Source organism: Quisquiliibacterium transsilvanicum, assembly GCF_014202215.1.
Lineage (GTDB): Bacteria > Pseudomonadota > Gammaproteobacteria > Burkholderiales > Burkholderiaceae_E > Quisquiliibacterium > Quisquiliibacterium transsilvanicum.
The window spans coordinates 82,925-107,911 of sequence record NZ_JACHGB010000009.1; the positions used below are offsets into that span (position 1 = coordinate 82,925).

A 24,987-nucleotide genomic window follows, 5' to 3' on the forward strand; every position below is an offset into this window, starting at 1 on the left:
GGTTCACCCGTGGTAGTCCGCAATCTCGACATCGAGCGCATTTCCATCCTTCCATCGGAAGCAGATGCGCCACTGGCCGTCTACGCGGATGCTCCACTGCCCCCTGCGGTCGCCCTTCAGAGTCTCCAGGCGGTTTCCGGGAGGCACCCGCAGGGTTGCGATGGACGGTGCTGCGTCGGTCATCTTCAGCTTGCGGCGCGCTGCGCCTTGCATCTCACGAGGCAGGCCGCGGACTTCATGGCCGTCGAAGATGGCGGCGGTCCGCTTGTCCGCGAAGCTTGTGATCATGGATAGTATCGCCAAACGGTATTAGTAACATCAACCACTACTTTCAGCCGCCGCAGCGGTTGGAAGCAGCGATCATGCTCCGCCATACGGGCGGATCTCGTCATCATTGCGATCTGCCGAGATTAGAACCCCCGTTCGAGAGTTCCCGGGCTAGACGTTCGGTGCAATAGGCGACGACGCGGTCGCCGCGTCAAATGGTTCCTGCGCACATCAACCCGCCCAGGAGCCACTCCAGATGAACCGCCTCGCACGCCCCGTTCTTGCCGCTCGTCACCCCGTCGCCCGCCGCCAGGCCGGCCAGGGGATGACCGAATACATCATCATCGTCGCGCTGATCGCGGTCGCCGCCATCGGCATCTACACGCTGTTCGGCCAGACCATCCGCAACCAGACCGCGGGCCTCGCGCTCGAGATGTCCGGCCAGGACGCGGCCACCGCCATCGGCAACGCCCAGACCAACGCGAACACGGCGCAGACCAACGCCAACGTCCGCAAGGGCCTGGACAACTTCAACGCCAGCAACCGCCCCTGACCGGCCCCGGCCGCCGCGGAGTCAGGTCATGGACGCCATGTTCGCATCCGTATCCGTGCGCGGCCGGGCCGCCCAGCGCGGTCAGGCGCTGGTGCTTGCGCTGGTGCTGCTGTTCGCCGGCGCGCTCGGCTTCTACTTCATGTTCAGCACCGGCCAGGTTGCCTCCACCCGGCAGCGGCTCGACAACGCCGCAGACGCCGCCGCCTGGAGCGCGGCGCTGTGGCGGGCCCGGGTGATGAACTACCACGCCTATGCCAACCGGGCCATCGTCGCGCAGGAAGTCGCCATCGCGCAGGCGGTCACGCTGGCGTCCTGGGCGAAGTACTTCGAGAGCTTCACCACCACCGCGTCCGTGCTGGCCACGCCTTATCCGCCGGTGGCGGCGGTGCTGCAGATGGGGTCGGACCTCGCACGCACCGGCCGGGAGCTCACCGAGATGGCCTCCGGAGAAGAGGTGCTGGCGCGCAGCGCTTACAAGCGGCTGCTGGCCACCAGCCAGGAGGTGCTGCACGCATCGGTGGACACCTTCGGCCTGGGCGCAGTCGCCAACGAGGTGGCGCGCGCCAACGATCCGCGCTTCTTCGCCTTCGCGCTGCCCGACGAGGGTCAGTTCAGGGCGATGACCCGGCGCTACGCGGACGAGGATCGCGCAAGGCTCAAGGGCGTGGTGGATGACTCGCTGGACGATTTCGTGGCCGGCCCGCGCGGCATGGACCTCACCCTGTGGCTGCTGCCGAGCAGCTGCTTCGGCAACCCGCTGGTGTCGCCGACCAAATGGTTCCAGGAGCTGCACAAGCGGGGCGGCACGGTGATGACGCCGGCCTTCGAGCGATGGGAGGCGGCCGACACCCATTCGCTGCACGACTGGCGTCCCAGCAGCGGCTTCTTCGGCTTCAAGGGCTGCAACCAGCGCGAGGCCATTCCGCTTGGCTGGGGCGCGGCGCAAGCCACCTCCGGTCCGGCCGAGGCGCCGCCAGAGCGGCCTTCGACGGACGACGGCACCTGGAGCTTCCCGCTGGAGGGCCCGCTGAAGGGCAACCCCGGCGACGTCCGGCACAACGCGATGGCCGCGGCGCTGGCCGAAGCCGTCATCGCGGGCAGCGGTCATCCCGGCTTCGAGGCCTACAACGGCATCGAGACGGTGCGCGAGCTGGCCTACGAAGCGCTGGCCAATCCGCGCTTTCCCTCCAGCCGCGTGGCGGTGCTGGCCCGGGCCGAAGCCGGCGACGTGCACACGGCCAACGTGCTCAACGTGGGCGTGGGCCGGCTGCGGCTGGCCGAAAACTACGCCGGCCGGCGGCTGTGGTCGGTGGGCGCGGCCGAGGTCTACTTCCGGCGCCCCAGCGGCGCGCCGGAGCGACTGGAATACGCAAGTCTCTACAGCCCGTACTGGCAGGTACGGCTGGTCGAACCGAGCGCTGCGCAGCGTGCGCTGGCGGACAACTATGTGCGCTAACCCCCGTCCGCGTCCGCACGCAGTCGCTCGGTACCGGCAGGCCCGCGGGCAGGCGCTGGTCGAGGCCCTGGTGGCGGCCATCGTGCTGGTGCCGTTCGCGCTGCTGATCGTCTGGCTGGGCAAGGTGCAGACGCTGCAGCAGGCCAGCGTGGCCGCCTCGCGGATGCTGGCCTTCGAGTGCGCCGCCCGCCCGCAGGACTGCCGCGACGGCGCTGCGCATCCGGAGCTGGTCGATGAGCTGCGTCGGCGCGCCTTCTCGCGCACCGACGTGCAGCCGCTGACCGAGGACCGGGTGATGGACGACGCGCCCGCCGCAGACCGTAATCCGCTGTGGGTGGACCGCACCAACCGCCCGCTCATCGAGCGTTTCTCCGACATCGGCGCGCGCATCGACCTGCAGTCCTTCGACGCCGGGCTGTCGCTTGCGTCATCGCAGGGCGGGGGCGGGGTGGCCGATGCAGCCGGCTTCCTGGCGGAGAAGGCGGGGCCCGGCAGGTTCGGGCTGGGTATACGTGAGGGCCTGGTGGCGGCGCGGGTACAGGCGGGAATCTCGGCAAGTTCCAGTGCCTCGGACTTCCTGAGCCAGCTCGACTCCATCCCGCTGCGCATGCGGGCCACCACCGCCATCCTCACGGACGCCTGGAACGCCAGCGGGCCCTACGGCGGCGCCGAGGACAGCGTGGAGACCCGCGTCAGCCAGGGTGCCACGGTGCTCGCCGCCTGGGAGGCCAGCATAGACGCGCGCCATGCGCTCACGCGCGGGTTCATCGGGCTGATGGGCGCGATCGGGCTGGAGCCGCAGGCGGACGCGTTCCGCTACCACGAGGTGGATGTCGATCGTGTCCCGGCGGACCGCATCGGGACCGTTGGCGCCGACGCACAGGTCCCGCCTGACGAGGAGCTCATGCCATGAGCCTGATCCTGACGATTGCGCTCGCCTTCTCGCTTGCGGCCATGGCGCCCCTTTCAGCGGCGTGGACCGGTTCGGCGCTGGAGCTGCCGTTCCGGGCGCGGATGGAGCCGGTGATCGAGGACGGCGAGATCGAGGGCCGGCGGGTGCGCGTGGCGCGCTTCACCACGCCGCTCCAGGCGGACGAGCTGGCACGTGTGGTGCGCCGTGAGTGGCGCGGCGCAGAGGGGGCGGATCTCGTCGAGACGGGTCTGCCCGGCTGGCGGGTGCTGTCCTCGTGGAGTGCGGAGGGATTCAGGACCTTGCAGTTCCGTCCTGGTCGATCTGGGGGCAGCGAGGGGGTGCTGAGCGTCTGGCCGGCCGGCGGTGCGGATGGCGTGTCAGGTGCGGGCGGCTCGGGAACGGGCGGCTCGGGAACGGGCGGCTTGGGCGCAGGCGGCTTGGGCGCCGGCGCCGGCTTTGGCTCGGCCGGGGCCGCGCTGCCGGGTCCCGAACTGCTCCCCGAGGGCAGCGCCGTGCTGCGGCGCTTCTCTGCGGTGGACGCGGGCCGGCGCGGCCAGACGCTGGTGGCCGTCGCCGAGGGCAGCCCTTCATGGCTGGCGGACGCGATCGGGCAGCGTCTGGCGGCGCGCGGCTATGCGCCGGACCCGGTGCTGCACTCGGCCGGTGCGCGCGGCGAGGCCAGGCGCTTCAGGCGCGCCGATGCGGAGGTGGTGTTCACCGTGTCCCCGGCCGGACCCGGCCGCAGCGGCGTGGTGCTCCATGCAAGCGGGGCCGCGCCATGAGCCGCCGCGTGTTTCCAGCGGGGCGCCAGCGCGCCCAGAGCTCGGTCGAGTACTTGATCGTCGTCTCGCTGCTGGCGCTTGCGCTGGCCATCGGTCCGGACAGTGCGCTGGAGCAGCTCTTCCGCGCCTTCGCCGACCACTACCAGAAGTTCACCTACGCGATGTCACGCCCATGAAACCGCTCGCCTTCCTCGCCCGTCACCGCAACCTGCTGCTGCTGGCCGCTGCGCTCGGCCTCGGCGCGCTCGCCGCCTTCGGGGCTCGCGGCTACCTCAGCGAACAGCTGGCCATCGAGCGCGAGCGGCTCGCGCCGCGCCAGCCGTCCATCCAGGTGGTGGTTGCCAAGCTGGACCTCCGCCGTGGCGAGACGGTCAGTGCCGAGAACATGGCGGTGCGCGACATGCCGCGCGAGTTCCTGCCGGCCGGAACGGTCACTCCAGACCGCTTCGATGCGGTCGCCGGAGCCCGCCTGCTGCAGCCGATGCGGGCCGGGGAGCCGCTGCAGAAGCTCGCGGTGGCGGCACCCGACTCCGGTGCGTTCTCCGCGCGCTTGCGCAGCGGCGTGCGTGCGCTCACCGTCGCTGTCGACGAGGTGAACTCGCTGTCCGGGATGCTGCAGCCTGGCGACCGCATCGACCTGATGCTCTCGGTGCGCCTGCCGGGAAGCAGCGGCGCACCGCTGCCCCAGGAGATCACTCGCGCGCTCATGCAGGACGTGCGGGTGCTGGCCACCGGGCGGCAAGTGCGGCCGGGCGACGACGAGCGCCCCGGCGCCCGGGCCTACACCGCGATCACCATCGAGGTGAGCCCCGAGCAGGCACAGCGCCTGGTGGTGGCGCAGCGCAGCGGCAAGCTCACTGCGATGCTGCGCAACCCTGGCGACCGCGAGCCGGTGGCGCAGCGGCCGCTGGACGTCTACGGGCTGCTGGGCATGGAGCGGGGCGCCGCCACCGCTCCGCCGCCTTCGCCCCCGGAGGTGATCGTCGGCGGCCAGGGACCGCTGCGCAATGCCGACCGGCTGGCCCAGGCGCTGTCACAGGCGGCAGCCGCGATGGCGCCAGCCGCGGCACCTCCAGTCGCTGGTCCGCCCGCCGTCACCGGGCCGCTCCCTTCGGGTGGCGCCAATCCTTCCGCCGCCGTCCCCGCCGCCCGCTGATTCCCCGGAGCCTCCTGCCATGAAACGACTGTTCCGCCCGTTCGTCGCGATGCTTGCCGCGTGCCTCACCGGGGCCGGGGCCTGGGGCTCGCCAGAAGGCATGCCGCTGCCGCCCGCCGCGCTCGAACTCTATGTCGGTCAGGCCCATCTGCTGGACGAACGCGAGGTCAGGCGAATCGTCATCGGCAACGGCAAGGTCATCCAGGCCACTGCGCTGGACGACAAGCAGGTGCTGATCATTCCCGAGGCGCCCGGGCAGAGCACGCTGCACCTGTGGGCGCGCAACGGCACCCAGCGCTCCGTAGTGGTCAACGTCATCGCGGCCGACGCCGCGCGTCTCGTCGACGAGATCCGCGCGATGCTCGGCGGGGCCTCCAACGTGCGCACGCGGGTGGTCGGCGACAAGGTGGTGGTGGAGGGCGGCAACCTGTCCGACGAGCAGGCCGGCCGGCTTGCGGAAGTCTCCAAGCGCTATCCGCAGATCGTCAACCTGGTCAGCCGCGTGGGGCTGGAGCGGATGATCGCGATGGACGTGAAGATGGTCGAGATCCGCCGCGACCAGCTCGAGAACCTGGGTGTGCGCTGGAGCGGCAACATGTCCGGCCCGGCTTTCGGCATCGCGGGCGACCTGCATCGCAGCGGCGCGATGCGCCCCGGCGGCATCGCCGAGGGGGTGGCCGGAATCGAGGTGAGACCGCGCCTCGCGCCCTTCGTCACCAGCCTGGGCATCGTCAGCTCGCTCACCTCGATGATTAACCTGATGGTGCAGAACGGCGACGCGGCGATGCTCGCCGAGCCCAGCCTGTCCTGCCGCAGCGGAGGCAGCGCGAAGTTCGTCGCCGGCGGCGAGCTGCCCATCCCCTTCACCACCGGCCTCGGCAATGCCTCCGTGCTGTTCAAGGAGTACGGGGTGAAGTTCGACGTCAGCCCGGTGGCCAGCGAGAGCGGCGTCATCGCCGCGAAGATCGCCACCGAGATCTCGGCGGTCAACTTCGAGGTGATGGTCAAGGACGTGCCCGGTCTCACCAAGCGGCGCGCCGAGACCGAGGTGAACCTGCGCGAGCACGAGACCCTGGTCATCGCCGGCCTGCTCTCCGAGGAATCCTCGCACAGCATCGACCGGCTGCCCGCGCTGGGCGAACTGCCGGTGCTGGGGCGGCTGTTCAGGTCGCGTGCGTTCCGCGATCGCCAGACCGAGCTGGTGGTGTTCATCACGCCGAGATTCGCTGACGTCGAGCGGCCTGCTGTGCTGCCGACCGGATCGGCCGCGGTCTCAGCGGGTGCCGGGCAGGCCGAGGCAGCCGCGGGGAGTCCGGCAGGGGACAGGGCCGCGCCTCCGCCCGCCGAGCGCCTGCGCAGCGAGCCGGTCCTGCAGTCCTACCAGCGGGCCCGCAAGCGGGTTCGGATGGTCGAGTGAAGCGCGGAGCACAGCCATGATCACGATCACCATCGAGGCCGACGGGCTGCCCATGCGCAGCGTGCGGGTAGACCGCCTTCCCTGCCGGATCGGCCGGCACCGCCACTGCGGCGTGCAACTGCACAGCTGGCGGGTGGCCAGGGTGCATGCCGAGCTGCATCGGATGGAGCGCGGGCTGCGACTGGTCGACTGCGGCAGCATTGGCGGAACCTGGGTCAACGGCGAGCGCATCGTGGAGTTCGCGCCGCTCTCTGATGCCGACGAAATCGTGATCGCAGGCTACCGGCTCCGGGTGTCCGGCGGGCCGGAGGCCGAGGCAGGGGTGACTCGGGCCCATGCGGAAACAGGCGTGCTCTGGCGGGACGACCTTGCTGCCGCCGACGAGCCTCCCGAGGCGGTGGCGGGGGTGCCGAACGGGCCGGGTGTTCCCGGCCACCGCGCTGGCTACAGCGCCGGCTCAACGGCTGGCGTTCACGCGGGCGCAAGCGATGCGCCCCGCACCGACGCCAGCCTGCCCCGGCAACACGCCCGGCCGGTGGACGTCGAGTGGCGCCGCCTGATGCACCGCCGGCTCCTGCAGACCGTGGACCTGCGCCGCAAGGACCTGCGGCAACTGAGCAGCGAGCAGTTGCGGGCGGAGACTCGCGAACTGCTCGGCGAGCTGATCGCCGCCGAGCCGGAGCTTCCTGCCGGGCTGGACCTGAAGCGGCTGCTCGAAGACGTTCTGGACGAGGCCATCGGCCTGGGCCCGCTGGAGCGTCTGCTCGCCGATCCGGATGTCAGCGAGATCATGGTGAACCGGGCCGACGAGATCTATGTCGAGCGCGAGGGCCGGCTCGAGCGTACCGCCGCGGTGTTCAGCAGCGAGGACGCGGTGCGCGCGGTGATCGATCGCATCGTCTCGCCGATCGGCAGGCGTATCGACGAGAGCTCGCCGATGGTGGATGCGCGCCTGGCCGACGGTTCGCGCGTGAATGCCGTCATCCCGCCGCTGGCGATCCGCGGCTCCACGGTCACCATCCGCCGCTTCAACCGGCAGCTGCTGGCGCCGTCCGATCTGCAGCGGCTGGGCTCGGCTTCGCCCGAGATGCTCGAGTTCCTGCGCCTGTGCGTGGCGCACCGGCGCAACGTGGTGATCTCCGGGGGCACTGGCTCGGGCAAGACCACGCTGCTCAACGTCCTCTCCAACCTGATCCCATCGGGCGAGCGCATCGTCACCATCGAGGATGCCGCCGAGCTGCGGCTGGCGCATCCGCACCTGGTTTCGCTGGAGGCGCGGCCCTCCAACGCGGAGGGCCGCGGCGCCGTCAGCATCCGCGACCTGGTGCGCAACGCGCTGCGCATGCGTCCGGACCGGATCGTGGTCGGCGAGTGCCGGGGCGGCGAGGCGTTGGACATGTTGCAGGCAATGAACACCGGGCACGACGGCTCGCTCACGACCATTCACGCCAACAGCCCGCGCGACGTGGTCGCGCGTCTGGAGACGATGGTGCTGATGGCCGGGATGGATCTGCCGGTGGCCGCCATCCGCGACCAGATCGCCTCGGCGGTGCATCTCATCGTGCAGCAGGCGAGGGCGGCCGACGGGCGCCGGCGCATCGTCGAGATCGCCGAGGTCACCGGCATGGAGGGCAGCCGGGTGCTGATGCAGCCGGTCTTCCGCTGGGAGCGTGGCCGCTTCGTCGCCAGCGAGGTGATGCCGCAGTTCTTCGAGACGCTGCGCGCAGCCGGTCACTCGCCCGCCTGGGGCGCGACCGGTGCGGGCGGGAGCGGTGCGGGTGCGAGCGGTTTGAGTGCAGTTCGAGGGACAGCATCGTGAGCGCGACGCTGCAGGTGGTGCTGCCGGCCGCAGGCGCGGCCGCCATCGGCTTCTACCTGGTGTTCATCACGGTGGCCCGGCTGGCGCCTGCGTACCGCGCGCGCTTCGACGCGAGCGTGTCGCGCCAGCTGGCGCGGGCCTATCTCTACGTCTCGCCGCAGCGCCTGCTGGCGCTGAACCTGGGCACGGCGGCGTGCGTGGCACTGGGCGTGCTCCTGCTGGGCGGAGGCCTGCCGGGCGCGGCGCTGGCTGCACTTGCCAGCGGGATGCTGCCGCGGCTGCTGCTCGGGTGGCTCAGGCGGCGGCGCGCGCATGCATTCCGGCTGCAGCTGTCCGACCTGATGATGCTCGCGGCAGGCGGAATGCGCGCAGGGCTCGGGCTCACGCAGGCGCTGGGCCAGACCGCCGCCGAGATGGATGCGCCGGCCCGCCAGGAAATCGACCTGATGCTGCGCGAGCAGCGTCTGGGCGCCAGCTTCGACGAGGCGCTCACCGGCCTGGAGCGGCGCATGCCGCTCGAGGAGACCGCCCTGCTGTGCGCCGCCATGCGCATCAGCCGCGCCACCGGCGGCAACCTCGCCGAGACCCTGGAGTCGCTTGGGGACGCGATGCGCCGCAAGGTGGCCATCGAGGGCAAGATCCGCGCGCTCACCGCCCAGGGCCGGCTGCAGGGATGGGCGATGGGGTTGCTGCCCGTGCTGTGCGCCGGACTGCTCTGGCTGGTCGAGCCCACCGCGATGTCCGCGCTGTTCACCACTGGCTACGGCCTGGCCACCTGCGCGGTGGTGGTCGTGATGCAGCTGCTGGGCCTCTACTTCATGCGCCGAGTGATGAGGATCGACGTATGAGTGCCTGGCTGGTGGTGGCGATGGGGGCGGGCGCCGCGTCCGCGATGGCGGCCTTCCTGTGGGTCGCGTCGGTGCTGCGCGCCGGCGCCCCGGAGGACCGGCGCTACAAGGACCGTCCGCCGACCTTCTGGCGGCTGGCCTGGCCGCTCACCCAGCCGCTTGCCGCGCACCTGGGTGCCTGGACCTCGGCGCGCACCCGCTTCGTCCAGTTGGAGCGGCTGCGCCGGGCCGGTCTCGAGCACACGCTGACGCCGGAGCAGTTCCTGGCCGGCCGGTTGGTGGCGGGCCTGCTCGCGCTCGCCTGCGCGGCGCTGGTGTGGAGTCCGCGCGGCACGCCGCCACTCGCCCTGCTGGCAGTAGCCGCTTTGCTGGGCCAGGCGCTGCCCGCCAGCTGGCTGCGCGACCGGGCCGAGGCGCGTAGGCGCGCGGTGCTGCGCGAGCTCCCCTTCTACCTGGACGTGATCACGCTTGCCGTGGAGTCGGGGCTGAACCTGCCGGTGGCGCTGGCCCAGGCGGTGGACAAGGGTCCGCGCGGCCCGCTGCGCATCGAGCTTGGGCGGGTGCTGCGCGACCTGAAGGCGGGCCGGCCGCGCGCCGAAGCGCTGCGCGCGCTGGGCGACAGGCTCGCCACGCCGGCGGTGAGCAGCCTGGTGGCGGCGCTGCTGGTGGCCGAGAAGCAGGGCAGCTCGCTGGGGCCGGTGCTGCGCGCGCAGGCAGAGCAGCGGCGCAACGAGCGCTTCCTGCGCGCCGAGAAGCTTGCGATGGAGGCGCCGGTGAAGATGCTGCCGCCGCTGCTGATCTTCGTCTTTCCCTGCACGTTCCTGATCCTGCTGTTCCCGGTGGCGAGCCGGTTCCTTGAAGAGGGGTGGTTGCGATGAACAGAACGATGGAAGGCCTGGTGGTGGGCCCGCGCGGCACGGCGTTTGCCCTGCTCGGCGTGGAAGGTCGCCCGGTGAACCTGGGCGTCGAGGTGGCGGGCTCGGTGCGCCAGCGATTGCGCGGCTGGCTGGGCCGCATGCAGGCACCGCAGGAGCGCGGCCTGTGGCTGGTGCCCTGCGATGCGGTGCACACGATGGCGATGCGCTTTCCGGTCGACCTGGTGTTCGTCGACGGCGGCGGCCGCATTCTGCGCATCCACGCTGCCGTGCAGCCCTGGCGGGTCCGCATCTGCCTCGGCGCGCACAGCGTGATCGAGCTCGCTGCCGGGCAGGCGGAGCGCCTGGGGTTGGTGGTGGGCGACTGCCTCGAGCGCAGGAGGGTGTGATGGGAGCGCAACGATTCGATGCTGAACGGCCGACTGAGGAGCCCGCGGGCGAGCGACAGGGCGGGGCGACGGGCGGAGCTGGCCGGGTGCCGCCGTTGCGCGAGTCCGCGCAGCGGTCAGCCCACGCGCCTGTCCGAGCGCCTGTCCGAGCGTCTGTCCGGGCGTCTGTCCAAGCGCCGACGTTTCTGCCCGCGCGCCGGGTGATCGCGCTTACCGCGCTCCTCTGGCTGAACGCGGGCTGCGCGACCCAGGGACCGCCGGTCGATCCCTTCCCCGTGGCAGCCGACTTGGCGGCGCCCAAGGTCGACCGAACTGGGCCGCGCGCCGACGACGCGTCGCCTTCGGGCCCTGTCGATCCGGCCACCATCGCGCGCCTGCTCGCGGAGGCAGAAGACGCCTACGAGGGCGCCCGCTGGGGCCAGGCGCTCGAGGCCTTCAAGGCGGTCACCGCCTTCGATTCGGCCAACCCCCAGGCCTGGCTGCGGATCGGCAACCTGCACCACCGGCGTGGCCACCTGCTGGCCGCGGCCAGCGCCTACCGGAAGGCCGGCTCCGGGGCGCAGGGCGAGGCGCGACTCAAGGCCTTGGTGAACCTCGCCTCGGTGAACCTGGAGCTGGCCGGGGCGGCGCTGGACGAGGCGCGGGCGCTTGCGGGCGATGGAGCGGACACGACGGCGACGGCGCGGGAGGCGCTCGGCGCCGAGCTCGCCGGGCAGGCCGATGCGCTGGAGCGTGTCACGCGAGCGCGGCCATGGGCGGGCGGGAAGGGCGCGGAAGCGGATCTTCCCAGAAGCCGCGGCGTGGAGCGTGATCGCGCGGTGGGGCGAGATCGCGCTTCCGCGCGCGAAGCGGCCGCGCAGCGGAGCGCGCAGCCGAGGCCCGATCCCGAGCCGCCCAGGATCGAGTACCTGCGCGGTGCGCCGCGGCCGTGAAGGCGAGGACCATGAGCCTGGGAACGCAGGCGCCAGGCGCCGCATCCGAGAACGCCGGCCATCGCTCCGCCGCCCCGCGCCAGGCCGGCGTCGCCGCAGTAGAGACCCTGCTGGCCGCGCCCATCGTGCTGCTGCTCGGCCTCTCGGTGCTCCAGTGGGGACTGCTCTTTCACGGACGCGGCGCCGTGGCCCACGCCGCACAGGAGGCGGCGCGTGCGGGCAGCGTCGATCATGCGTCGTCCGACGCGATCGAACGCGGTTTCGCGCGCGGCCTGGCGCCCTGGCTCTACGGATCCAGCGGCCCGGAGGAGCATGCAGCCAACGTCGCACGCACCCGCGCGCACCTGTCGCAGGGCAAGGCGGCCGGGTGGGCCTCGTGGCGCCGGCTCGCGCCCACCGCCGGGAGCTTCACCGACTGGGCCGAGACCGCCCGCGCCCCGGACGGCCAACCCATCGAGGGACTGCTCGAGATCCCCAACGACAACCTCACGCTGCGCACCGGCATGCGGCTGCCGGCCAGCGGCGTGGCCGGCTACCGGGGCGCGGAGCCGATCGGTAGCGCGTCGAAGCAGACGCTGTCGGACGCCAATCTGCTGAAGGTCGAAGTGGTCTATGGGGTGCCGCTCACGGTGCCCCTGATCGGACGGGTGGCGGCGTGGGTGATGCGGGGCATCGACGGGTGTGGCGGGGGCGCGGGTGCTGGGGCGGGTGCTGGGGCGGGTGCTGGGGCGGGTGCTTGGGCGGGTGCTGGGGCGTCGATGCGCCTCGGCACGGTCGACCTCGGGGTGCCAGCGCCCGCGGCCTCCCCGCGGCGATGGGCCTGCGCTCACTACGACGCAGTGGGCGACGACGGCAGATCGCGCCCCCGCTGGCCGGTGCGCGTGTCCGCCACCGTGCGTATGCAGAGCCCCGCCCGCGACGCCGACGCGCCGCCGCCGCTGGAGACCGATGTCACGCCCGGTCCCTCGCTGGGCCCCGGGGTGGTTGACCCAGAGGGCGCGTTCCGGCCCATCGCGCCGCGCAAGCAGAACCCCGGGGGCGCGTCGCCCACGCAGGACGGGAGCCATGATCGCGCGCCGGGGTTCCTGAAGCTGGGCGGCGATCGGCTGACGCCGCCGCCGGGGATGTGCGGGGCTTCGTGAGTGCGCCGATCCTCGGCGTGCCCGCAACGCGGGCTCCACGTTCGCGACGGACTCGGCGGGGGGCCTTCGTCGGCGTCATCCCCATGGCGGTGCACATGGTCCGCGCGTCACGATGTGACTCAGAGTTCCGCGGCAAGGGCGATCGTCCTCGCCGTTTCTACGGCAGTGACGTAGGATTCTCGCGATGCTTTCGTTCATCGAAACGCCGCTCTTCACTCGGCTCGTTTACGACTACTTGTCTGACGAGGAGTACGCTGCGCTTCAGGCTCATCTGGCGCAGGCCCCCGAGTCTGGAGAGGTCGTCCCGGGGTCGGGAGGCGTAAGGAAGCTGCGCTGGGGCGTCTCTGGACGGGGCAAGCGAGGCGGTGTGCGGGTGATCTACTTCGCCAGAGCCGCAAAGGGTGTCATTTGGATGTTGACCATCTATGCGAAGAACCAGGCCGAGAATATCCCGGCGCGCGTTCTACGCGAGATCCGGCAGGAGCTCAGCGATGAGGAAAACTGATCGCAACATCGGTGCGGAAATCCTGGAAGGGATTCAACAGATCAAGCGGGGCGAAGTCGGACGTATCACGACGGTTCCTTCTGTAGCGAAGATTCGGGGGAGAATCGGGCTGTCGCAGTCCGAGTTCGCCAGGTTGATCGGGGTGTCGGTGCGTACCTTGCAGGAGTGGGAACAGGGACGGCGCGCGCCATCGGGGCCCGCAAGGACACTGCTGATGGTGGCGGACAAGAATCCCAAGGCGCTGCTGGACGTTGCTGCTTAAAGAGTACGATTTCTCGTCCCGAAAGAACCCCTACGCCTCCCACTTGAAGAAGCAGGAAGAGCGGGAATCGGCGTGAGACATGGTTCAAGCGGACGAGCGCAAATGGGGCCTGCTCCACGCTTGCGACGCATACCCGTCAGGTCCGCCAAGTCGTTCTGACTGAGTTCCTGAAGCTCGCGGAGCACCCGAACGGTCTCGCCCATGGAGACTTCGACTCGCTTCTTCGCGGCGCGAGAGTTCTTCATCTACGTTCTCTGGTAGTCATGGACAGCCACCGCCGTAACCAGCAGATGGACCTTGGCGGCTTCGACCCGGTAGATCACGCGCCACTGGCTGCCGAGCCGTGAAGAACGGCGCATCGCCGACAACAGGAGAACCTTCGACATGGAACCCACTCGCCGCCGCTTGCTCGCCACTGGCGCCACAGCCATGGCAGGCGCGGCCTGGCCCGCGGCCTTCGCAGCGCAGCCGCCAGCCAAAGCGCCGGCGTCGGTGTCGGCGTCGGCCCCAGCGCCAGGCGCCCGCGTGATCCGCGTCGGCAAGGGCGGCGATGCCGTCGCCGTATCGATTGCCGCGGGCATCGCCAAGGACGGGGACGTGGTTGAGATCGAGGCCGGCGAGTATCGCGGCGACGTGGCCGTGTGGCTGCAGAAGCGGCTGACCATCCGCTCGGTGGGCGGGCCTGTGCGAATGATCGCCGACGGCAAGCATGCCGAGGGCAAGGCGATCTGGGTGCTGCGCAACGGCGAGTTCGACATCTCCGGCATCCAGTTCGAAGGGGTTCGGGTGCCAGACAAGAACGGCGCCGGCATCCGCTTCGAGCGCGGAAAGCTCTCGCTGCGGGAATGCCGCTTCACCGGCAACCAGAACGGGCTGCTCACCGGCAACGACAATGACGCGGAGATCTTCATCGACCGCTGCGAGTTCTCCGGCAATGGCTTCGGCGACGGCTACACGCACAACCTGTACGTCGGCCAGATCGCGCGCTGCCATGTGCGGGCCAGCTACTTCGCGCGAGCCAAAGTCGGGCAGCTGCTGAAGTGCCGTGCGCGCGAAAGCCGCATCCTCTTCAACCGGCTCACCGACGAGGAGGGCGGCGAGGCCAGCTACGAGATCGACCTCTCCAACGGCGGCAAGGCGCTGGTGATGGGCAATCTCATCGTGCAGGAGCGCCGCACCCAGAACAACCACGTCGTCACCTACGGCCCGGAGAAGTACAAATGGCCGGAGAACGAGCTGATCTTCGTGCACAACACGGTGGTCAACCGCCGCTCCGCGGGCGGGGTGTTCGTGCGCGTGTATCCGGGCTCGGTGCTGGCACTGGTGCAGAACAACCTGTTCGTGGGCCGCGGCTCGCTCGACGGCGTGGTCGACGGCGAGGGCAGCGGCAACGCCTACCTGAGCGAGGGTCAGTTCAGCGATCCGTCGCAGTACGACTTCCGCCTGCGCCCCGGCGCCTCGGTGCGCGGCTCGGCAGTCCGCCTGCCGGCATTGGGCGATGTGCCGCTCGTGCCGCGCGAGCAGTACGTGCATCCGATGGGCACCGAGCCCGTGCCCGAGGGTGTGCTCCTGAGCCCGGGAGCCTTCCAGACCTGAATCGCGGGTGATGCTCGGCCTATGGGTCAGGCATCGCTGCGCGTTGAGCGACGGCCCGATGTCTTCGGCTTTGCCGCCGCCGAGGCCCCGCCAGGCTCACGTTCCTCGAGGCGGCCCGTTACGTACTTGTGCAGGATGCTGGCGATCAGGGTCTGATACGGCAGACCTTCGGCCAGCGCCTTGACTTGAATGTCCTGCAGGTCCCCTGCGGAAAGGCGGATGTTGACTCGCCGATCCTTGAGGGCAGTTGCCCGGGCGGCTGCCTTCAGACGATCGAGTTCGGCCTTGGAGGCTACAGATTTCAGCTTGCCTGCCTCGTAGGCATCAACGATTTCGACTTCGAAGGGATCAGGCCGTGCCATCTGGTTCTCCGTTCTCGAGGTAGTCGCGCGTCGCCTTCCGACTGGGAATGATCGTCTTGAGGAAGAAGTGCTCTGTTTCCTCCACATAAGGCACCAGGTAGGCGTAGCCGTCCCAGGTAACGACCATAAGCCGTTGGTTTGGGTACTTCCTTGTGTTCGGGTGGATCAGAACGTCCAACAGCCCACCAAGTTCAATGGCGACCACAACCTGCTCGAACGAGACACCGCGCTCAGCCAGGAGTTCGCGATTCTTGTCGGGGTTCCATCGGAATGCCTTCACTCGGAAAGTGTAGCTTCGTGTGTGCCTTTTGTCTTCAGGCGACTGACTGACAGGCTGCCAGTCCTGGCGCACGGATGATCACCCCCGCGCCTTCTCTCCCACCCACCTGATCACCGCCGCCCAGTGATCCGGGTCGGAGAACGTATGGTCCGCCCCCGGCACGCGCAGGATGGCGCCCTTGCGGTCCAGGCGCTTGCGCCAGCGCTTGTCGCGTGACATCAGGGCGTCGGTCTCGGCGGCGGTGAGGTCGTTGCCGGACAGCACGGTGTAGACCGCGCCGCGGTAGGCCGAGAGTTGCACGAGCAACTGCTCGGGCAGGTCGGGGCCGGCCGAAGCTTCGGCGGCGGTCGCGGCGGTGGCCTGCGCCGGGAGCGCATCGGTCGCGCCCACGGTCCCAGCCGCGCTCATCGTCTCGGCCGCCCCTCCTTCGCCAGCGGCACTGGCCCCGCCTCGCGTCCGGGCAGCCCCCCCAGAGCCCCCGGGCTTGCCGCGCCCAAACCTTGCCCGCAAATGCCGAAGCGGCTCATGCACCAGGTTCGCGATCGGTATCCGTCCTGTGAGCAGCCGCGCCCAGAACTCGCCCTGCATCAGCCGCTTGAGGTAGTACGTCTTCACCATCGCGGCGGCCAGGCTGGCCTCGGTGCGCACCCAGGGATTGACCAGGCAGACGGCGTCGGGGGTGACGCCGGCAGCGCGCACGGCGGGCAGGGCCAGCACCGCGGCGGAGGCGCCGTCGCACAGGCCCCAGAGCCACAGGCGGGGCGCGCCGGGCAGCGCGGTGCGCAGCACCGAGGCGGCTGCGGCGATGTCGCGGTCGGAGCGCTCGAAGGCGAGGGCTTCGCCGGGGCTGTCGCCCCAGCCGCCGACGTCGAAGCGCAGGCTGGCCACGCCCTGGGCGGCGAGCTCGCGGGCCAGGTCGGTGAACATGCGGTGCGCGCCCACGCGGGTCTGGGGCTGGCCGGCGACGATCAGCACGGCGGCGCGGCAGTCGGTGACGGGGCGGGCCAGGATGCCCACCAGCGGGCCCTGCGAGCCGTCGAAGACCAGCGCCTGCTCAAGCATCGCCATCGATCGACTCCAGGAAGGTTTCGGTGGCGTCGAAGGCCAGCAGCGGCGTGGAGGGCTCCAGCGAGGACCAGAAGGGCTCGCCGGGCACCACGCGCAGGCTGGTCAGGAAGCCTTCATGCAGCCAGCGCTCGGCGATCTGCGCCAGCGGCTTGGGCGACGGTGCGCCAGGCGTGTACACGCGCTGGATGCCGAGCACCAGTACCGGGCAGGGGGCGCTGTGCTCGCCCTGGACGGGCGGCTGCATGGTGAGGCCGCGAAGGTCGTCGAGAAGCTCACGGCGCAGGCGGTAGCCGGCCACGTCGACCTGCTCGGCGCGGGCAGCGTCCCCGATGCCCGGGAAGAATCCGGGCGCCTCCCGGTCCGCAGAGGCCGGTCCCGTATCCGTGGAAGCAACTGCGTCCATGCCCCTTGCCGCCGCTGTGGCCTTCGCCGCCGCGTCCGCCTCTCCAGCCCGTCCAGCCGCCTTCCGCGCCGCAGCTCCCAGCGTGGCGAGCTTCAACAACGGGTCCACCAGCTGCGCGCCGGTGGCCGCGGGCTGCCAGAAAATGATGGCGCTGGCGATCTGGTCCAGGGCGATCGCAAGCTCGGCGGCCAGCAGGGCGCCCAGGCGGGTGCCCCAAAGCACGAAGGGGCCGGGGGCGCGTTCGCGGGCGAGGCGGCTGGCGCGTAGCAGGTCGGCGCGCCAGAGCGCAAGGGAGGCGTCGCCGGTGGCGCCGTCGGAATCGCCGGTGCCGTAGGGGTCGAGCAGCAGCGTGGTCCAGCCGGCCAGCGCCAGGCGCGATGCCTGGGCAACCAGCACCCGGCGCGAGAGGTTGGCCTCTTCGCCGAAGGGCTGCACGCACAGGATGGAGCCGCGGGCGGGGCGGCCCTCGGGGGGCGCAACCCACAGCGCGAACCGGCGGCCGCCCTGGAAGCCTTCCAGGAAGGCGGGTTCGAGCCGGGCGCGCACCGCGTCAGCCGAGCTTGGACTCGACGAACCGCTTCAGGTCGCCGAAGGTCTCGAAGATCTCGCCGCTCACCTCGTCGTCCTCGATCTGGCAGCCGAAGTCGTCCTGGATCTGGGTGAGGATGCCCAGCACCGCCATCGAGTCGAGCTCGGGGATTGCGCCCAGCAGCTGGGTGGAGTCGGAAAGCTGGGCCGGCACGGCGCGCTTGCCGATCGCGGATTCGAGGATGCCGCGCAGGGCGGTGTCGAGGGAGGGGCTGGACATGGGAGGTTCCTGGTGTTTGGCCGGGATTTTAACGGGCCGGGCCGGCCGCTTGGGCGGGATTGGGGCCTGCCTGTGTCCGATCGCACGCCGGCGGTGGGCCACAGCATGCCCCGCGCGCCGTTTCGCACGGAGCCGTCATACTCGGCGGGCGATAATGCATTCAACCAAGCCGTCAACCGGAGCCGTCACGCCCATGCAGCTCAGAAAAGCCGTCTTCCCCGTCGCAGGTATGGGTACCCGCTTCCTGCCGGCCACCAAGTCCATCCCCAAGGAGATGCTGCCCATCGTCGACCGGCCCATCATCCAGTACGCGGTGGACGAGGCCATCGAAGCGGGCTGCGACACGCTGATCTTCGTCACCGGGCGCAGCAAGCGCGCGGTGGAAGACTACTTCGACCGCGCCCCGGAGCTGGAGGCCGAGCTGGAGGCCAAGGGCAAGTTCGAGGCGCTGGAGGCGGTGCGCAACATCATTCCGGCGCACGTGAAGGTGCTGTTCGTGCGCCAGCCGGCGCCGCTGGGCCTGGGCCATGCGGTGCTGTGTGCGCGGCCGATGATCGGCGACGACGAACACTTCGCCGTGCTGCTGCCCGACGACCTCATCGACGGCCACCCGGAGGGCGTGCTAAAGCAGATGCTGCCGGTGGCCGAGAGCACCGGGGGCAGCGTGATCGCGATCGAGCAGGTGCCGCGGGCCGACGTGAGCAAGTACGGCATCATCGATCCCGAGTCCACCCAGGGCACGGTGATGAAGGTGAAGGCCATCGTCGAGAAGCCCCCTGTCGAAGAGGCGCCGTCCACCTTCGCGGTGGTGGGCCGCTACATCCTGCACCCCAGCGTGATGGACGCGCTGGAGACCCAGGCCCCCGGCAGCGGCGGCGAGATCCAGCTCACCGACGCGCTGGCGCGCCAGGTGGACAACCCCGGCCTGTACGGCTACCGCTTCGGCGGCAAGCGCTTCGACTGCGGCAGCAAGCAGGGCTTCCTCACGGCGAACATCTACTTCGGGCTGCGTTGAGCGGGCGCGGATCGACCGTGGTGCGCACGTTCCGGCTTGCGTTGGCACGATGAGCATTGTCACGCAGAGCGGGCCGGGGAATGGCGGGCTGCCCAAGGGCCCCCGCATCCTCGTCTACTCCAGCCTGTTCCCCAGCGCCGCCGCACCCACCGCAGGCACCTTCATCCGCGAGCGCATGTTCCGGGTGGCAAAGCGCCTGCCGCTGGTGGTGGTGGCGCCGCAGCCCTGGTCGCCGTTCGACTGGTTGGTGCGGATGGTGCGCAAGGGCTTCAGGCCGATGGGCGCTGCGCGCGAGGTGGTCGAGGGCATCGAGATCCTGCGCCCGCGCTTCCTAAGCCTGCCGGGCGTGCTCAAGCGGCTCGACAGCCGGCTGATGGCCTGGAGCACGCTGGGCTGCGTGCGCGCCCAGCAGCGGCGCTTCGGCGTCGACATCATCGATGCACACTTCGCCTATCCGGATGGGCATGCAGCGACGCTGATCGGCCGCAGGCTGGGGCTGCCGGTGACCATCACCCTGCGCGGCAGCAAGGACCAGCGGCTGATCGGCACCGATTGCGAGCCCTCGCTGCGCGATGCGCTGGCGCATGCGGATCGTGTCATCGCGGTGTCGGACTCCCTGCGCCATGAGGTCGCCGAGCCGCTGGGACTGCCGGCCGAGCGGGCGCGCGTCATCGGCAACGGGGTGGACCTGGAGAAGTTCGAGCCGGTCGACCGCACCGAGGCTCGGCGTCGGCTGGGGCTGGATGCGGATGCCAAGGTGCTCATCGGCGTGGGCAACCTCATCGAGCTCAAGGGCTTCCACCGCGTGGTGCCGCTGCTGCCTGCGCTGCGCGAGCGCTTCGGCAAGGTGGTCTACCTGATCGTGGGCGGCGGCACGGGGCAGGGCGACATGAGCGAGCGGATCCTTGCGCTGGCGCGCGAGCACGGGGTGGCGGAATGCGTTCGCTTGTGCGGGCGCCAGGCGCCCGAGGAGCTCAAGTGGTACTACGGCGCGGCCGACGTGTTCGCGCTGGCCACGTCCTACGAGGGCTGGGCAAACGTGCTGCTCGAAGCGATGGCCTGCGGCGTGCCCGTAGTGACAACGCGCGTGGGCGGCAACGCCGAGGTGGTGGCCAGCGAGGCCGTGGGCACGCTGGTGGAGTTCTGGGACGGCGAGGCATTCGGCCAGGCCCTGGCCGCCGCGCTGGCCCGCGACTGGGATCGCGAGGCGCTGCTGGCCTATGCCCGCGGCAATGCCTGGGACCTGCGCATCGATGCGCTGGTCGATGAATTCGAGGCGCTCGCCGCGTCGCGCGCGGCGCGGGCGACGGTCGCCTCCCCCTTGATGGAGTCGAAGTGAAAGTCAGTGTCATCGGAACCGGTTACGTGGGCCTCGTCACCGGCGCCTGCCTCGCGGACATGGGCAACGAGGTGATGTGCCTGGACGTGGACGAGGCCAAGATCCGCAGCCTGGAGCGGGGCATCATCCCCATCCACGAGCCGGGCCTGGACGAGATCGTCAAGCGCAACGTGGAGGCCGGGCGCCTGGTCTTCACGCTGGACGCGAAGAAGGCCGCCGAGTTCGGCGAGGTGCAGATGATCGCGGTGGGCACGCCGCCGGACGAGGACGGTTCGGCCGACCTGCAGTACGTGCTTGCCGCGGCGCGCAACATCGGGCGCCACATGCCCGACTACCGGGTGATCGTGGACAAGAGCACGGTGCCGGTGGGCACCGGCGACCGGGTGGAGGCCGCGGTGCGCGAGGAACTCGCGAAGCGCGGGGCGGACATCGACTTCGCCGTGGTGTCCAACCCGGAGTTCCTGAAGGAGGGCGCAGCGGTCGACGACTGCATGAAGCCCGACCGCATCGTGCTGGGCCTGTCGGACGCACGCGCCGAGGCGATCATGCGCGAGCTCTACCAGCCCTTCCAGCGCAACCACGAGCGCACGCTGGTGATGTCGCGGCGGGCCGCGGAGCTCACCAAGTACGCAGCCAACGCCATGCTGGCCACGCGCATCTCGTTCATGAACGACCTCTCGCGGCTGGCCGAGGTGGTGGGCGTGGACATCGAGGACGTGCGCCGCGGCATCGGCTCGGACCCGCGCATCGGCTACTCCTTCCTGTACGCGGGCACCGGCTACGGCGGTTCATGCTTCCCCAAGGACGTGCAGGCGCTGATGCGCACCGCGGACGAGCATGGCGCGCCGCTGCGGCTGCTGGCCGCGGTGGAGGCGGTGAACGACGACCAGAAGACCACGCTGGTGCGCAAGGCGGTGAAGCGCTTCGGCGCGCTGCAGGGCCGGCGCTTCGCGATCTGGGGGCTGGCCTTCAAGCCCAACACCGACGACATGCGCGAGGCGCCCGCGCGCAGCGTGATCGAGGCGCTGTGGGCCGAGGGCGCCAGCGTCTGCGCCTACGACCCAATCGCCGCCGACGAGTGCCGGCGCATCTACGGCGAGCGCGCCGACCTCACGCTGGCGGCCTCGCCGCTGGAAGCGGTGCGCGGCGCGGACGCGCTGATGATCGTCACCGAGTGGAAGGAGTTCCGCTCGCCTCCGTTCGACGAGATCCGCGCGCGCCTGAAGCATCCGGTGATCCTGGACGGACGCAACCTCTACGAACCGGAGGCGGTGCGCCGCCACGGCCTCGAGTACCACTCGGTGGGCCGTCCGGCCGCGCTGGTCGAGGGCTGAGCATCGATGAAGCAGACCATCCTGCTGGTGGCCGGCGCGCGGCCCAACTTCATGAAGATCGCGCCCATCGTGCGGGCGCTGCAGGCGCGGGCCGACCGCTTCGACTTCCGCCTGGTGCACACCGGCCAGCACTACGACCGGGAGATGAGCGACGTCTTCTTCGACGAGCTGGGCATCCCCAAGCCGGACTTCCACCTTGAGGCCGGCGGCGGCAGCCACGCCGCGCAGACCGCGAAGATCATGGTGGCCTTCGAGGAGATCCTGCAGCGCGAGCTCCCCGCCTGCGTGCTGGTCGTTGGCGACGTCAACTCCACGCTGGCCTGCTCCATCGTTGCCAAGAAGGCGCACGTGCCGGTGGCGCACGTGGAGGCCGGCCTGCGCAGCGGCGACCGCCGCATGCCTGAGGAGATCAACCGCCTGGTCACCGACGCGATCAGCGACTGGTTCTTCGTCACCGAGCCCGCCGGCGTGGAGAACCTGCTGCAGGAAGGCAAGCCGCGCGAGAGCGTCTTCTTCGTCGGCCACGTGATGGTGGACAACCTGCTCTTCCAGCGCGCCAAGCTCGAGGCCGAAGGGCCGGGCGCGGGCGAGAGCCCGGCGCTGAAGGCGCGGCTGGGGCGCTACGGCGTGGTGACGCTGCACCGGCCGTCCAACGTGGACCATCCCGAGACGCTGGGCCCGATCGTGCGGGCGCTGGGCGAAATCTCGCGCGAGCTGCCGCTGGTGTTCCCGGTGCATCCGCGCACCCGGCAGAACATCGAGCGCTTCGGCCTGGAACTGGGGCCGGGAATCGAGCTCACCCGGCCGCTGTCCTACATGGACTTCCTCAACCTCTGGAAGGACGCCGCGCTGGTGATGACCGACAGCGGCGGCCTGCAGGAAGAGACCACGGCGCTGGGCGTGCCCTGCCTCACGCTGCGCGAAAACACCGAGCGGCCTGTGACGATGACCGAGGGCACCAACACGCTGGTGGGGGTGGACCCGCAGCGCATCCTGCAGGCCGCCGCCGCGGTCCTGCGCGGCGAGGGCAAGGCAGGGCGCAGGCCCGAGTTGTGGGATGGCCACGCTTCGGAGCGCATCGTGGACGCGCTGGACAGGCTGCTGTGAGCGGCCCGCCCAGCCTGCAACGAATGCCGAAGGAGCGAGGATGAAGATCTCCGCGGTGGTGCTGTCGTTCAATTCCAGGCGCCACATCGAGAAGTGCGTGCGTTCGCTTGCGCAGGCCTTCGCTGCGCTGGGCGGCGAGAACGAGCTCTGGGTGGTGGAGAACGGCTCCTCCGACGGATCGGTGCAGATCCTGCAGGCGCTAGAGCGCGAGTTTCCGTCCCTGCTGAAGGTGACCTACAACGAGCGCAACCTGGGCACCACCGTGTCGCGCAACCAGGCGCTGCGCCGCGCCACCGGCGAGTACGTGCTGGTGATGGATTCGGACGCCTGGGTGGAGGCGCCCACGCTGGCAGCTCTGATCCGCACGCTGGAAGCGGACCCGCGCTGCGGCATCGCCGTGCCGCGCCTGGAGTACCCGGACGGCCGCTTCCAGCTCTCCACAGACACCTTTCCCACGCTGGTGCGCAAGCTGCACCGGCTGGTGGGTCTGCGCAACCTGGAGGCGAGCGCAAAGCCGCCCACCGAGCCCCGCACGGTGGACTACGCCATCTCCGCGCTGTGGCTGTTCCGCAGGTCGCTGCTGGATGCGGTGGGGCTGCTCGACGAGAAGATCTTCTATTCGCCGGAGGACGTGGACTTCTGCCTGCGCGTCTGGAAGGCGGGGTACACGGTGGTGTACGACCCCCGGGTGAAGGCCGTGCATGACGCGCAGGAGCTGTCGCGCGGGGCGAAACTCAACGGGTTTGCTACACGGCACGCGAAGGGGCTGGCGTATCTGTTCTGGAAGCACGGGTACTTTCTCAGTTTAGCGCGCTTGTACCGGCGAATCGGACGTCAGTCCAAAGGATCTTGACTTTCATGACACCAACAGAGCTGACCTATCGCTTTGCGAGCCGACCTCACCTGCGCCGAAGCGCAGAATATGGTTGGTGAAACCAGTAGTTAAATTCGAATTAGAACACGGAGAGATCAGGATGGTTTGGGGAAAGATCTTGCGCACTTGGCGCAGTGCTTCGCAGGCCAAGGAACTCGCTGGGTATCCAATTGCCAAGCAATTCATCGAGATGGCGAGCGGCTATCTCTCCGGACGAAAGCTCACGCCTTCCGAGTACATCGACTATCGTTTGTTTGAGCCGAACATGCGCGTGCCTAAAATACAGAACGGATTTGTCGGTTACGGGCGTGTCATGGCATTGAATCTAGCCCTGAATGACCTCCGATGGGGGGCCTTGTCGTTCGACAAGCTTTCGTTCTACTCAATTTGCGATGCAGTCCAGATTCCTTTTCCACGCGTGCATGCCGTCTATTCAGGTGTGGGTCGAACATCCATGGGTGCGGTGCTCCTGCGCGATGAGTCTGATGTCGTCTCTTTTTTCGCACAAGCGACATGCCTTCCTCTTTTCTGCAAGCCAATTCAAGGAACGCATGGAAATGGGGCTGCATTGATCAAGGGCTACGATCACGAGAATAAGCTGCTTCTTTTGGAAGGCAAGCCTCCAGTCCCCGTCTCGGAGTTCGTTGAACAGTTGCGCCGGTATGGTCGGACGGGATTCGTGTTCCAGGAGTTGGTGCGTCAGCATCCCGACCTTGAACGATTGGCGCCGGGCGGGGTCTCGGGGCTGAGGTTGGTGGTGCTCGTCGGGGACGGCGGACCGCAGGTGATACACGCGATTTGGAAGGTCAAGCGAACGGATCAACTAACCGATCATTTTTCAGGGGGGGCGACCGGGAACCTGCTGGCCGATGTGGACCCAGATACTGGCAGGGTACGGCGAGTGCTTTCAGGGCTTGGACTCAAGCAAATGCTCGTGCATGAGCATCCGGATAGTGGCGCTTGCCTTGACGGAATTGTCCTGCCTGGATGGACGGTGCTATTGGAGACGATGTCTCGTGCAGCGTTGGCCTTCCCCGGCGTCCCTCTTCAGAGTTGGGACGTTGCAGTTACGAAGGAGGGGCCTTTGATTCTAGAGATGAACTATGACGGTGACATGAATCTCATTCAAGCGGCGACGGGACGTGGCGTACTAAGTGGGCCGATTGGGCGCGCCTTGCTGAATCATCGAATCTGGGGGCCGCTGGCGCGGCGGGCGCTTTGACCTTGCCCTGCCGTCGCGCTGCAAATGGAGGATACCCGGTGTCTGAAGGGGATGGCCAATGCGGCGCTCGCAGCAACCGCGTCCTTGAGGGCATCTATCGTTTCGGCTTTAGGCGGCAGTTGGAGCGCTCACGTGAAGAATCTTAAGGCCCTTGCCAGACGGGTGTTAGGGAAGGTCTGCACAACTGGACTTCCGCACGCCGGACCACGTCAATGCGAAAGTTGATGTCGAACCGCTCAGCTACGCCTGTCGTTTCGTCGGTT

29 protein-coding genes are annotated in these 24,987 nt (G+C 69.6%); 22 read left to right on the forward strand and 7 right to left on the reverse strand.

Going from position 1 to position 24,987, the window contains the following annotated elements:
* Window positions 1–3: 3 nt before the first annotated feature.
* Window positions 4–288 (reverse strand): type II toxin-antitoxin system RelE/ParE family toxin, encoded by a 285-nt coding sequence (locus HNQ70_RS19390; protein WP_183970731.1) that lies wholly within the window; start codon window positions 286–288, stop codon window positions 4–6.
* 235 nt (window positions 289–523) lie between these two features.
* Between HNQ70_RS19390 and HNQ70_RS19395 the strand changes: the two genes are divergently transcribed.
* The 15 genes from HNQ70_RS19395 (at window position 524) to HNQ70_RS19465 (ending at window position 13,316) form a co-directional block, all read left to right on the forward strand.
* A complete protein-coding gene (locus HNQ70_RS19395; RefSeq protein WP_246435165.1) occupies window positions 524–820 on the forward strand; it encodes a Flp family type IVb pilin in 297 nt (98 codons plus the stop codon).
* A gap of 28 nt (window positions 821–848) precedes the next feature.
* On the forward strand, window positions 849–2,276 hold the full coding sequence (locus HNQ70_RS19400; RefSeq protein ID WP_183970732.1) for a pilus assembly protein TadG-related protein: 1,428 nt from the start codon (window positions 849–851) through the stop codon (window positions 2,274–2,276).
* Window positions 2,266–3,189, forward strand: a complete 924-nt coding sequence (locus HNQ70_RS19405) for a hypothetical protein (protein ID WP_183970733.1) — start codon at window positions 2,266–2,268, stop codon at window positions 3,187–3,189. Before HNQ70_RS19400 ends, HNQ70_RS19405 begins: the two co-directional genes overlap by 11 nt.
* Window positions 3,186–3,971 carry a hypothetical protein gene (locus HNQ70_RS19410; RefSeq protein WP_183970734.1) on the forward strand — a complete coding sequence of 262 codons (786 nt, stop codon included), beginning with the start codon at window positions 3,186–3,188 and terminating at the stop codon, window positions 3,969–3,971. The genes HNQ70_RS19405 and HNQ70_RS19410 overlap by 4 nt, the downstream gene beginning before the upstream one ends.
* Entirely contained in the window at window positions 3,968–4,147 is a 180-nt protein-coding gene (locus HNQ70_RS19415; protein ID WP_183970735.1) for a hypothetical protein, read from the forward strand. The genes HNQ70_RS19410 and HNQ70_RS19415 overlap by 4 nt, the downstream gene beginning before the upstream one ends.
* Window positions 4,144–5,127, forward strand: coding sequence for a Flp pilus assembly protein CpaB (gene cpaB, locus HNQ70_RS19420; RefSeq protein WP_183970736.1), 984 nt, complete (start codon window positions 4,144–4,146; stop codon window positions 5,125–5,127). The genes HNQ70_RS19415 and cpaB overlap by 4 nt, the downstream gene beginning before the upstream one ends.
* Window positions 5,128–5,146: 19 nt before the next feature.
* Entirely contained in the window at window positions 5,147–6,544 is a 1,398-nt protein-coding gene (locus HNQ70_RS19425) for a type II and III secretion system protein family protein (RefSeq protein ID WP_183970737.1), read from the forward strand.
* 16 nt (window positions 6,545–6,560) lie between these two features.
* Window positions 6,561–8,363, forward strand: a complete 1,803-nt coding sequence (locus tag HNQ70_RS19430; RefSeq protein WP_183970738.1) for a TadA family conjugal transfer-associated ATPase — start codon at window positions 6,561–6,563, stop codon at window positions 8,361–8,363.
* A complete protein-coding gene (locus tag HNQ70_RS20555; RefSeq protein ID WP_183970739.1) occupies window positions 8,360–9,211 on the forward strand; it encodes a type II secretion system F family protein in 852 nt (283 codons plus the stop codon). Before HNQ70_RS19430 ends, HNQ70_RS20555 begins: the two co-directional genes overlap by 4 nt.
* Window positions 9,208–10,089, forward strand: a complete 882-nt coding sequence (locus tag HNQ70_RS19440) for a type II secretion system F family protein (RefSeq protein ID WP_183970740.1) — start codon at window positions 9,208–9,210, stop codon at window positions 10,087–10,089. The genes HNQ70_RS20555 and HNQ70_RS19440 overlap by 4 nt, the downstream gene beginning before the upstream one ends.
* The gene (locus tag HNQ70_RS19445; protein ID WP_183970741.1) at window positions 10,086–10,475 is read left to right on the forward strand and encodes a DUF192 domain-containing protein; all 390 of its coding nucleotides are present in this window, start codon (window positions 10,086–10,088) and stop codon (window positions 10,473–10,475) included. The genes HNQ70_RS19440 and HNQ70_RS19445 overlap by 4 nt, the downstream gene beginning before the upstream one ends.
* Window positions 10,476–10,750: 275 nt before the next feature.
* Window positions 10,751–11,407: a hypothetical protein gene (locus HNQ70_RS19450; protein WP_183970742.1), complete on the forward strand. Its 657-nt coding sequence runs from the start codon at window positions 10,751–10,753 to the stop codon at window positions 11,405–11,407.
* A gap of 11 nt (window positions 11,408–11,418) precedes the next feature.
* The gene (locus HNQ70_RS19455) at window positions 11,419–12,549 is read left to right on the forward strand and encodes a TadE/TadG family type IV pilus assembly protein (RefSeq protein WP_183970743.1); all 1,131 of its coding nucleotides are present in this window, start codon (window positions 11,419–11,421) and stop codon (window positions 12,547–12,549) included.
* Between the two features lie 184 nt (window positions 12,550–12,733).
* Entirely contained in the window at window positions 12,734–13,054 is a 321-nt protein-coding gene (locus HNQ70_RS19460; RefSeq protein WP_183970744.1) for a type II toxin-antitoxin system RelE/ParE family toxin, read from the forward strand.
* Complete coding sequence (locus tag HNQ70_RS19465; RefSeq protein ID WP_183970745.1) at window positions 13,041–13,316, forward strand: helix-turn-helix domain-containing protein; 276 nt, start codon at window positions 13,041–13,043, stop codon at window positions 13,314–13,316. The genes HNQ70_RS19460 and HNQ70_RS19465 overlap by 14 nt, the downstream gene beginning before the upstream one ends.
* Before the next feature lie 245 nt (window positions 13,317–13,561).
* Here HNQ70_RS19465 and HNQ70_RS19470 read toward each other — a convergent pair whose 3' ends face one another.
* Complete coding sequence (locus HNQ70_RS19470) at window positions 13,562–13,702, reverse strand: hypothetical protein (RefSeq protein ID WP_183970746.1); 141 nt, start codon at window positions 13,700–13,702, stop codon at window positions 13,562–13,564.
* Between HNQ70_RS19470 and HNQ70_RS19475 the strand changes: the two genes are divergently transcribed.
* Complete coding sequence (locus HNQ70_RS19475) at window positions 13,701–14,912, forward strand: right-handed parallel beta-helix repeat-containing protein (protein WP_183970747.1); 1,212 nt, start codon at window positions 13,701–13,703, stop codon at window positions 14,910–14,912. The two genes, HNQ70_RS19470 and HNQ70_RS19475, sit on opposite strands and share 2 nt — an antisense overlap.
* A gap of 26 nt (window positions 14,913–14,938) precedes the next feature.
* On the opposite strand, the gene HNQ70_RS19480 is transcribed toward HNQ70_RS19475, so the two are convergent.
* The 5 genes from HNQ70_RS19480 to HNQ70_RS19500 form a co-directional block, all read right to left on the reverse strand.
* Window positions 14,939–15,274 carry a hypothetical protein gene (locus tag HNQ70_RS19480; RefSeq protein WP_183970748.1) on the reverse strand — a complete coding sequence of 112 codons (336 nt, stop codon included), beginning with the start codon at window positions 15,272–15,274 and terminating at the stop codon, window positions 14,939–14,941.
* Window positions 15,261–15,554 (reverse strand): BrnT family toxin, encoded by a 294-nt coding sequence (locus tag HNQ70_RS19485; protein ID WP_183970749.1) that lies wholly within the window; start codon window positions 15,552–15,554, stop codon window positions 15,261–15,263. The genes HNQ70_RS19480 and HNQ70_RS19485 overlap by 14 nt, the downstream gene beginning before the upstream one ends.
* A 78-nt stretch (window positions 15,555–15,632) precedes the next feature.
* Window positions 15,633–16,622 (reverse strand): hydrolase 1, exosortase A system-associated, encoded by a 990-nt coding sequence (locus HNQ70_RS19490; protein ID WP_183970750.1) that lies wholly within the window; start codon window positions 16,620–16,622, stop codon window positions 15,633–15,635.
* Complete coding sequence (locus tag HNQ70_RS19495) at window positions 16,609–17,571, reverse strand: serine aminopeptidase domain-containing protein (protein WP_183970751.1); 963 nt, start codon at window positions 17,569–17,571, stop codon at window positions 16,609–16,611. Before HNQ70_RS19495 ends, HNQ70_RS19490 begins: the two co-directional genes overlap by 14 nt.
* A gap of 4 nt (window positions 17,572–17,575) precedes the next feature.
* The gene (locus tag HNQ70_RS19500) at window positions 17,576–17,833 is read right to left on the reverse strand and encodes an acyl carrier protein (protein WP_183970752.1); all 258 of its coding nucleotides are present in this window, start codon (window positions 17,831–17,833) and stop codon (window positions 17,576–17,578) included.
* Window positions 17,834–18,026: 193 nt separating this feature from the next.
* Here HNQ70_RS19500 and galU point away from each other — a divergent pair, with 193 nt between their 5' ends.
* From galU to HNQ70_RS19530, 6 genes are all read left to right on the forward strand, one after another.
* Window positions 18,027–18,848, forward strand: a complete 822-nt coding sequence (gene galU, locus HNQ70_RS19505; protein WP_183970753.1) for a UTP--glucose-1-phosphate uridylyltransferase GalU — start codon at window positions 18,027–18,029, stop codon at window positions 18,846–18,848.
* A gap of 49 nt (window positions 18,849–18,897) precedes the next feature.
* A complete protein-coding gene (locus HNQ70_RS19510) occupies window positions 18,898–20,187 on the forward strand; it encodes a glycosyltransferase (protein ID WP_183970754.1) in 1,290 nt (429 codons plus the stop codon).
* Window positions 20,184–21,521, forward strand: coding sequence for a nucleotide sugar dehydrogenase (locus HNQ70_RS19515; RefSeq protein WP_183970755.1), 1,338 nt, complete (start codon window positions 20,184–20,186; stop codon window positions 21,519–21,521). Before HNQ70_RS19510 ends, HNQ70_RS19515 begins: the two co-directional genes overlap by 4 nt.
* A gap of 6 nt (window positions 21,522–21,527) precedes the next feature.
* Window positions 21,528–22,628, forward strand: a complete 1,101-nt coding sequence (gene wecB, locus HNQ70_RS19520; protein WP_183970756.1) for a non-hydrolyzing UDP-N-acetylglucosamine 2-epimerase — start codon at window positions 21,528–21,530, stop codon at window positions 22,626–22,628.
* Window positions 22,629–22,668: 40 nt separating this feature from the next.
* Complete coding sequence (locus HNQ70_RS19525; RefSeq protein WP_183970757.1) at window positions 22,669–23,481, forward strand: glycosyltransferase family 2 protein; 813 nt, start codon at window positions 22,669–22,671, stop codon at window positions 23,479–23,481.
* Window positions 23,482–23,557: 76 nt separating this feature from the next.
* The gene (locus HNQ70_RS19530) at window positions 23,558–24,724 is read left to right on the forward strand and encodes a sugar-transfer associated ATP-grasp domain-containing protein (protein ID WP_183970758.1); all 1,167 of its coding nucleotides are present in this window, start codon (window positions 23,558–23,560) and stop codon (window positions 24,722–24,724) included.
* Window positions 24,725–24,987 lie beyond the last annotated feature (263 nt).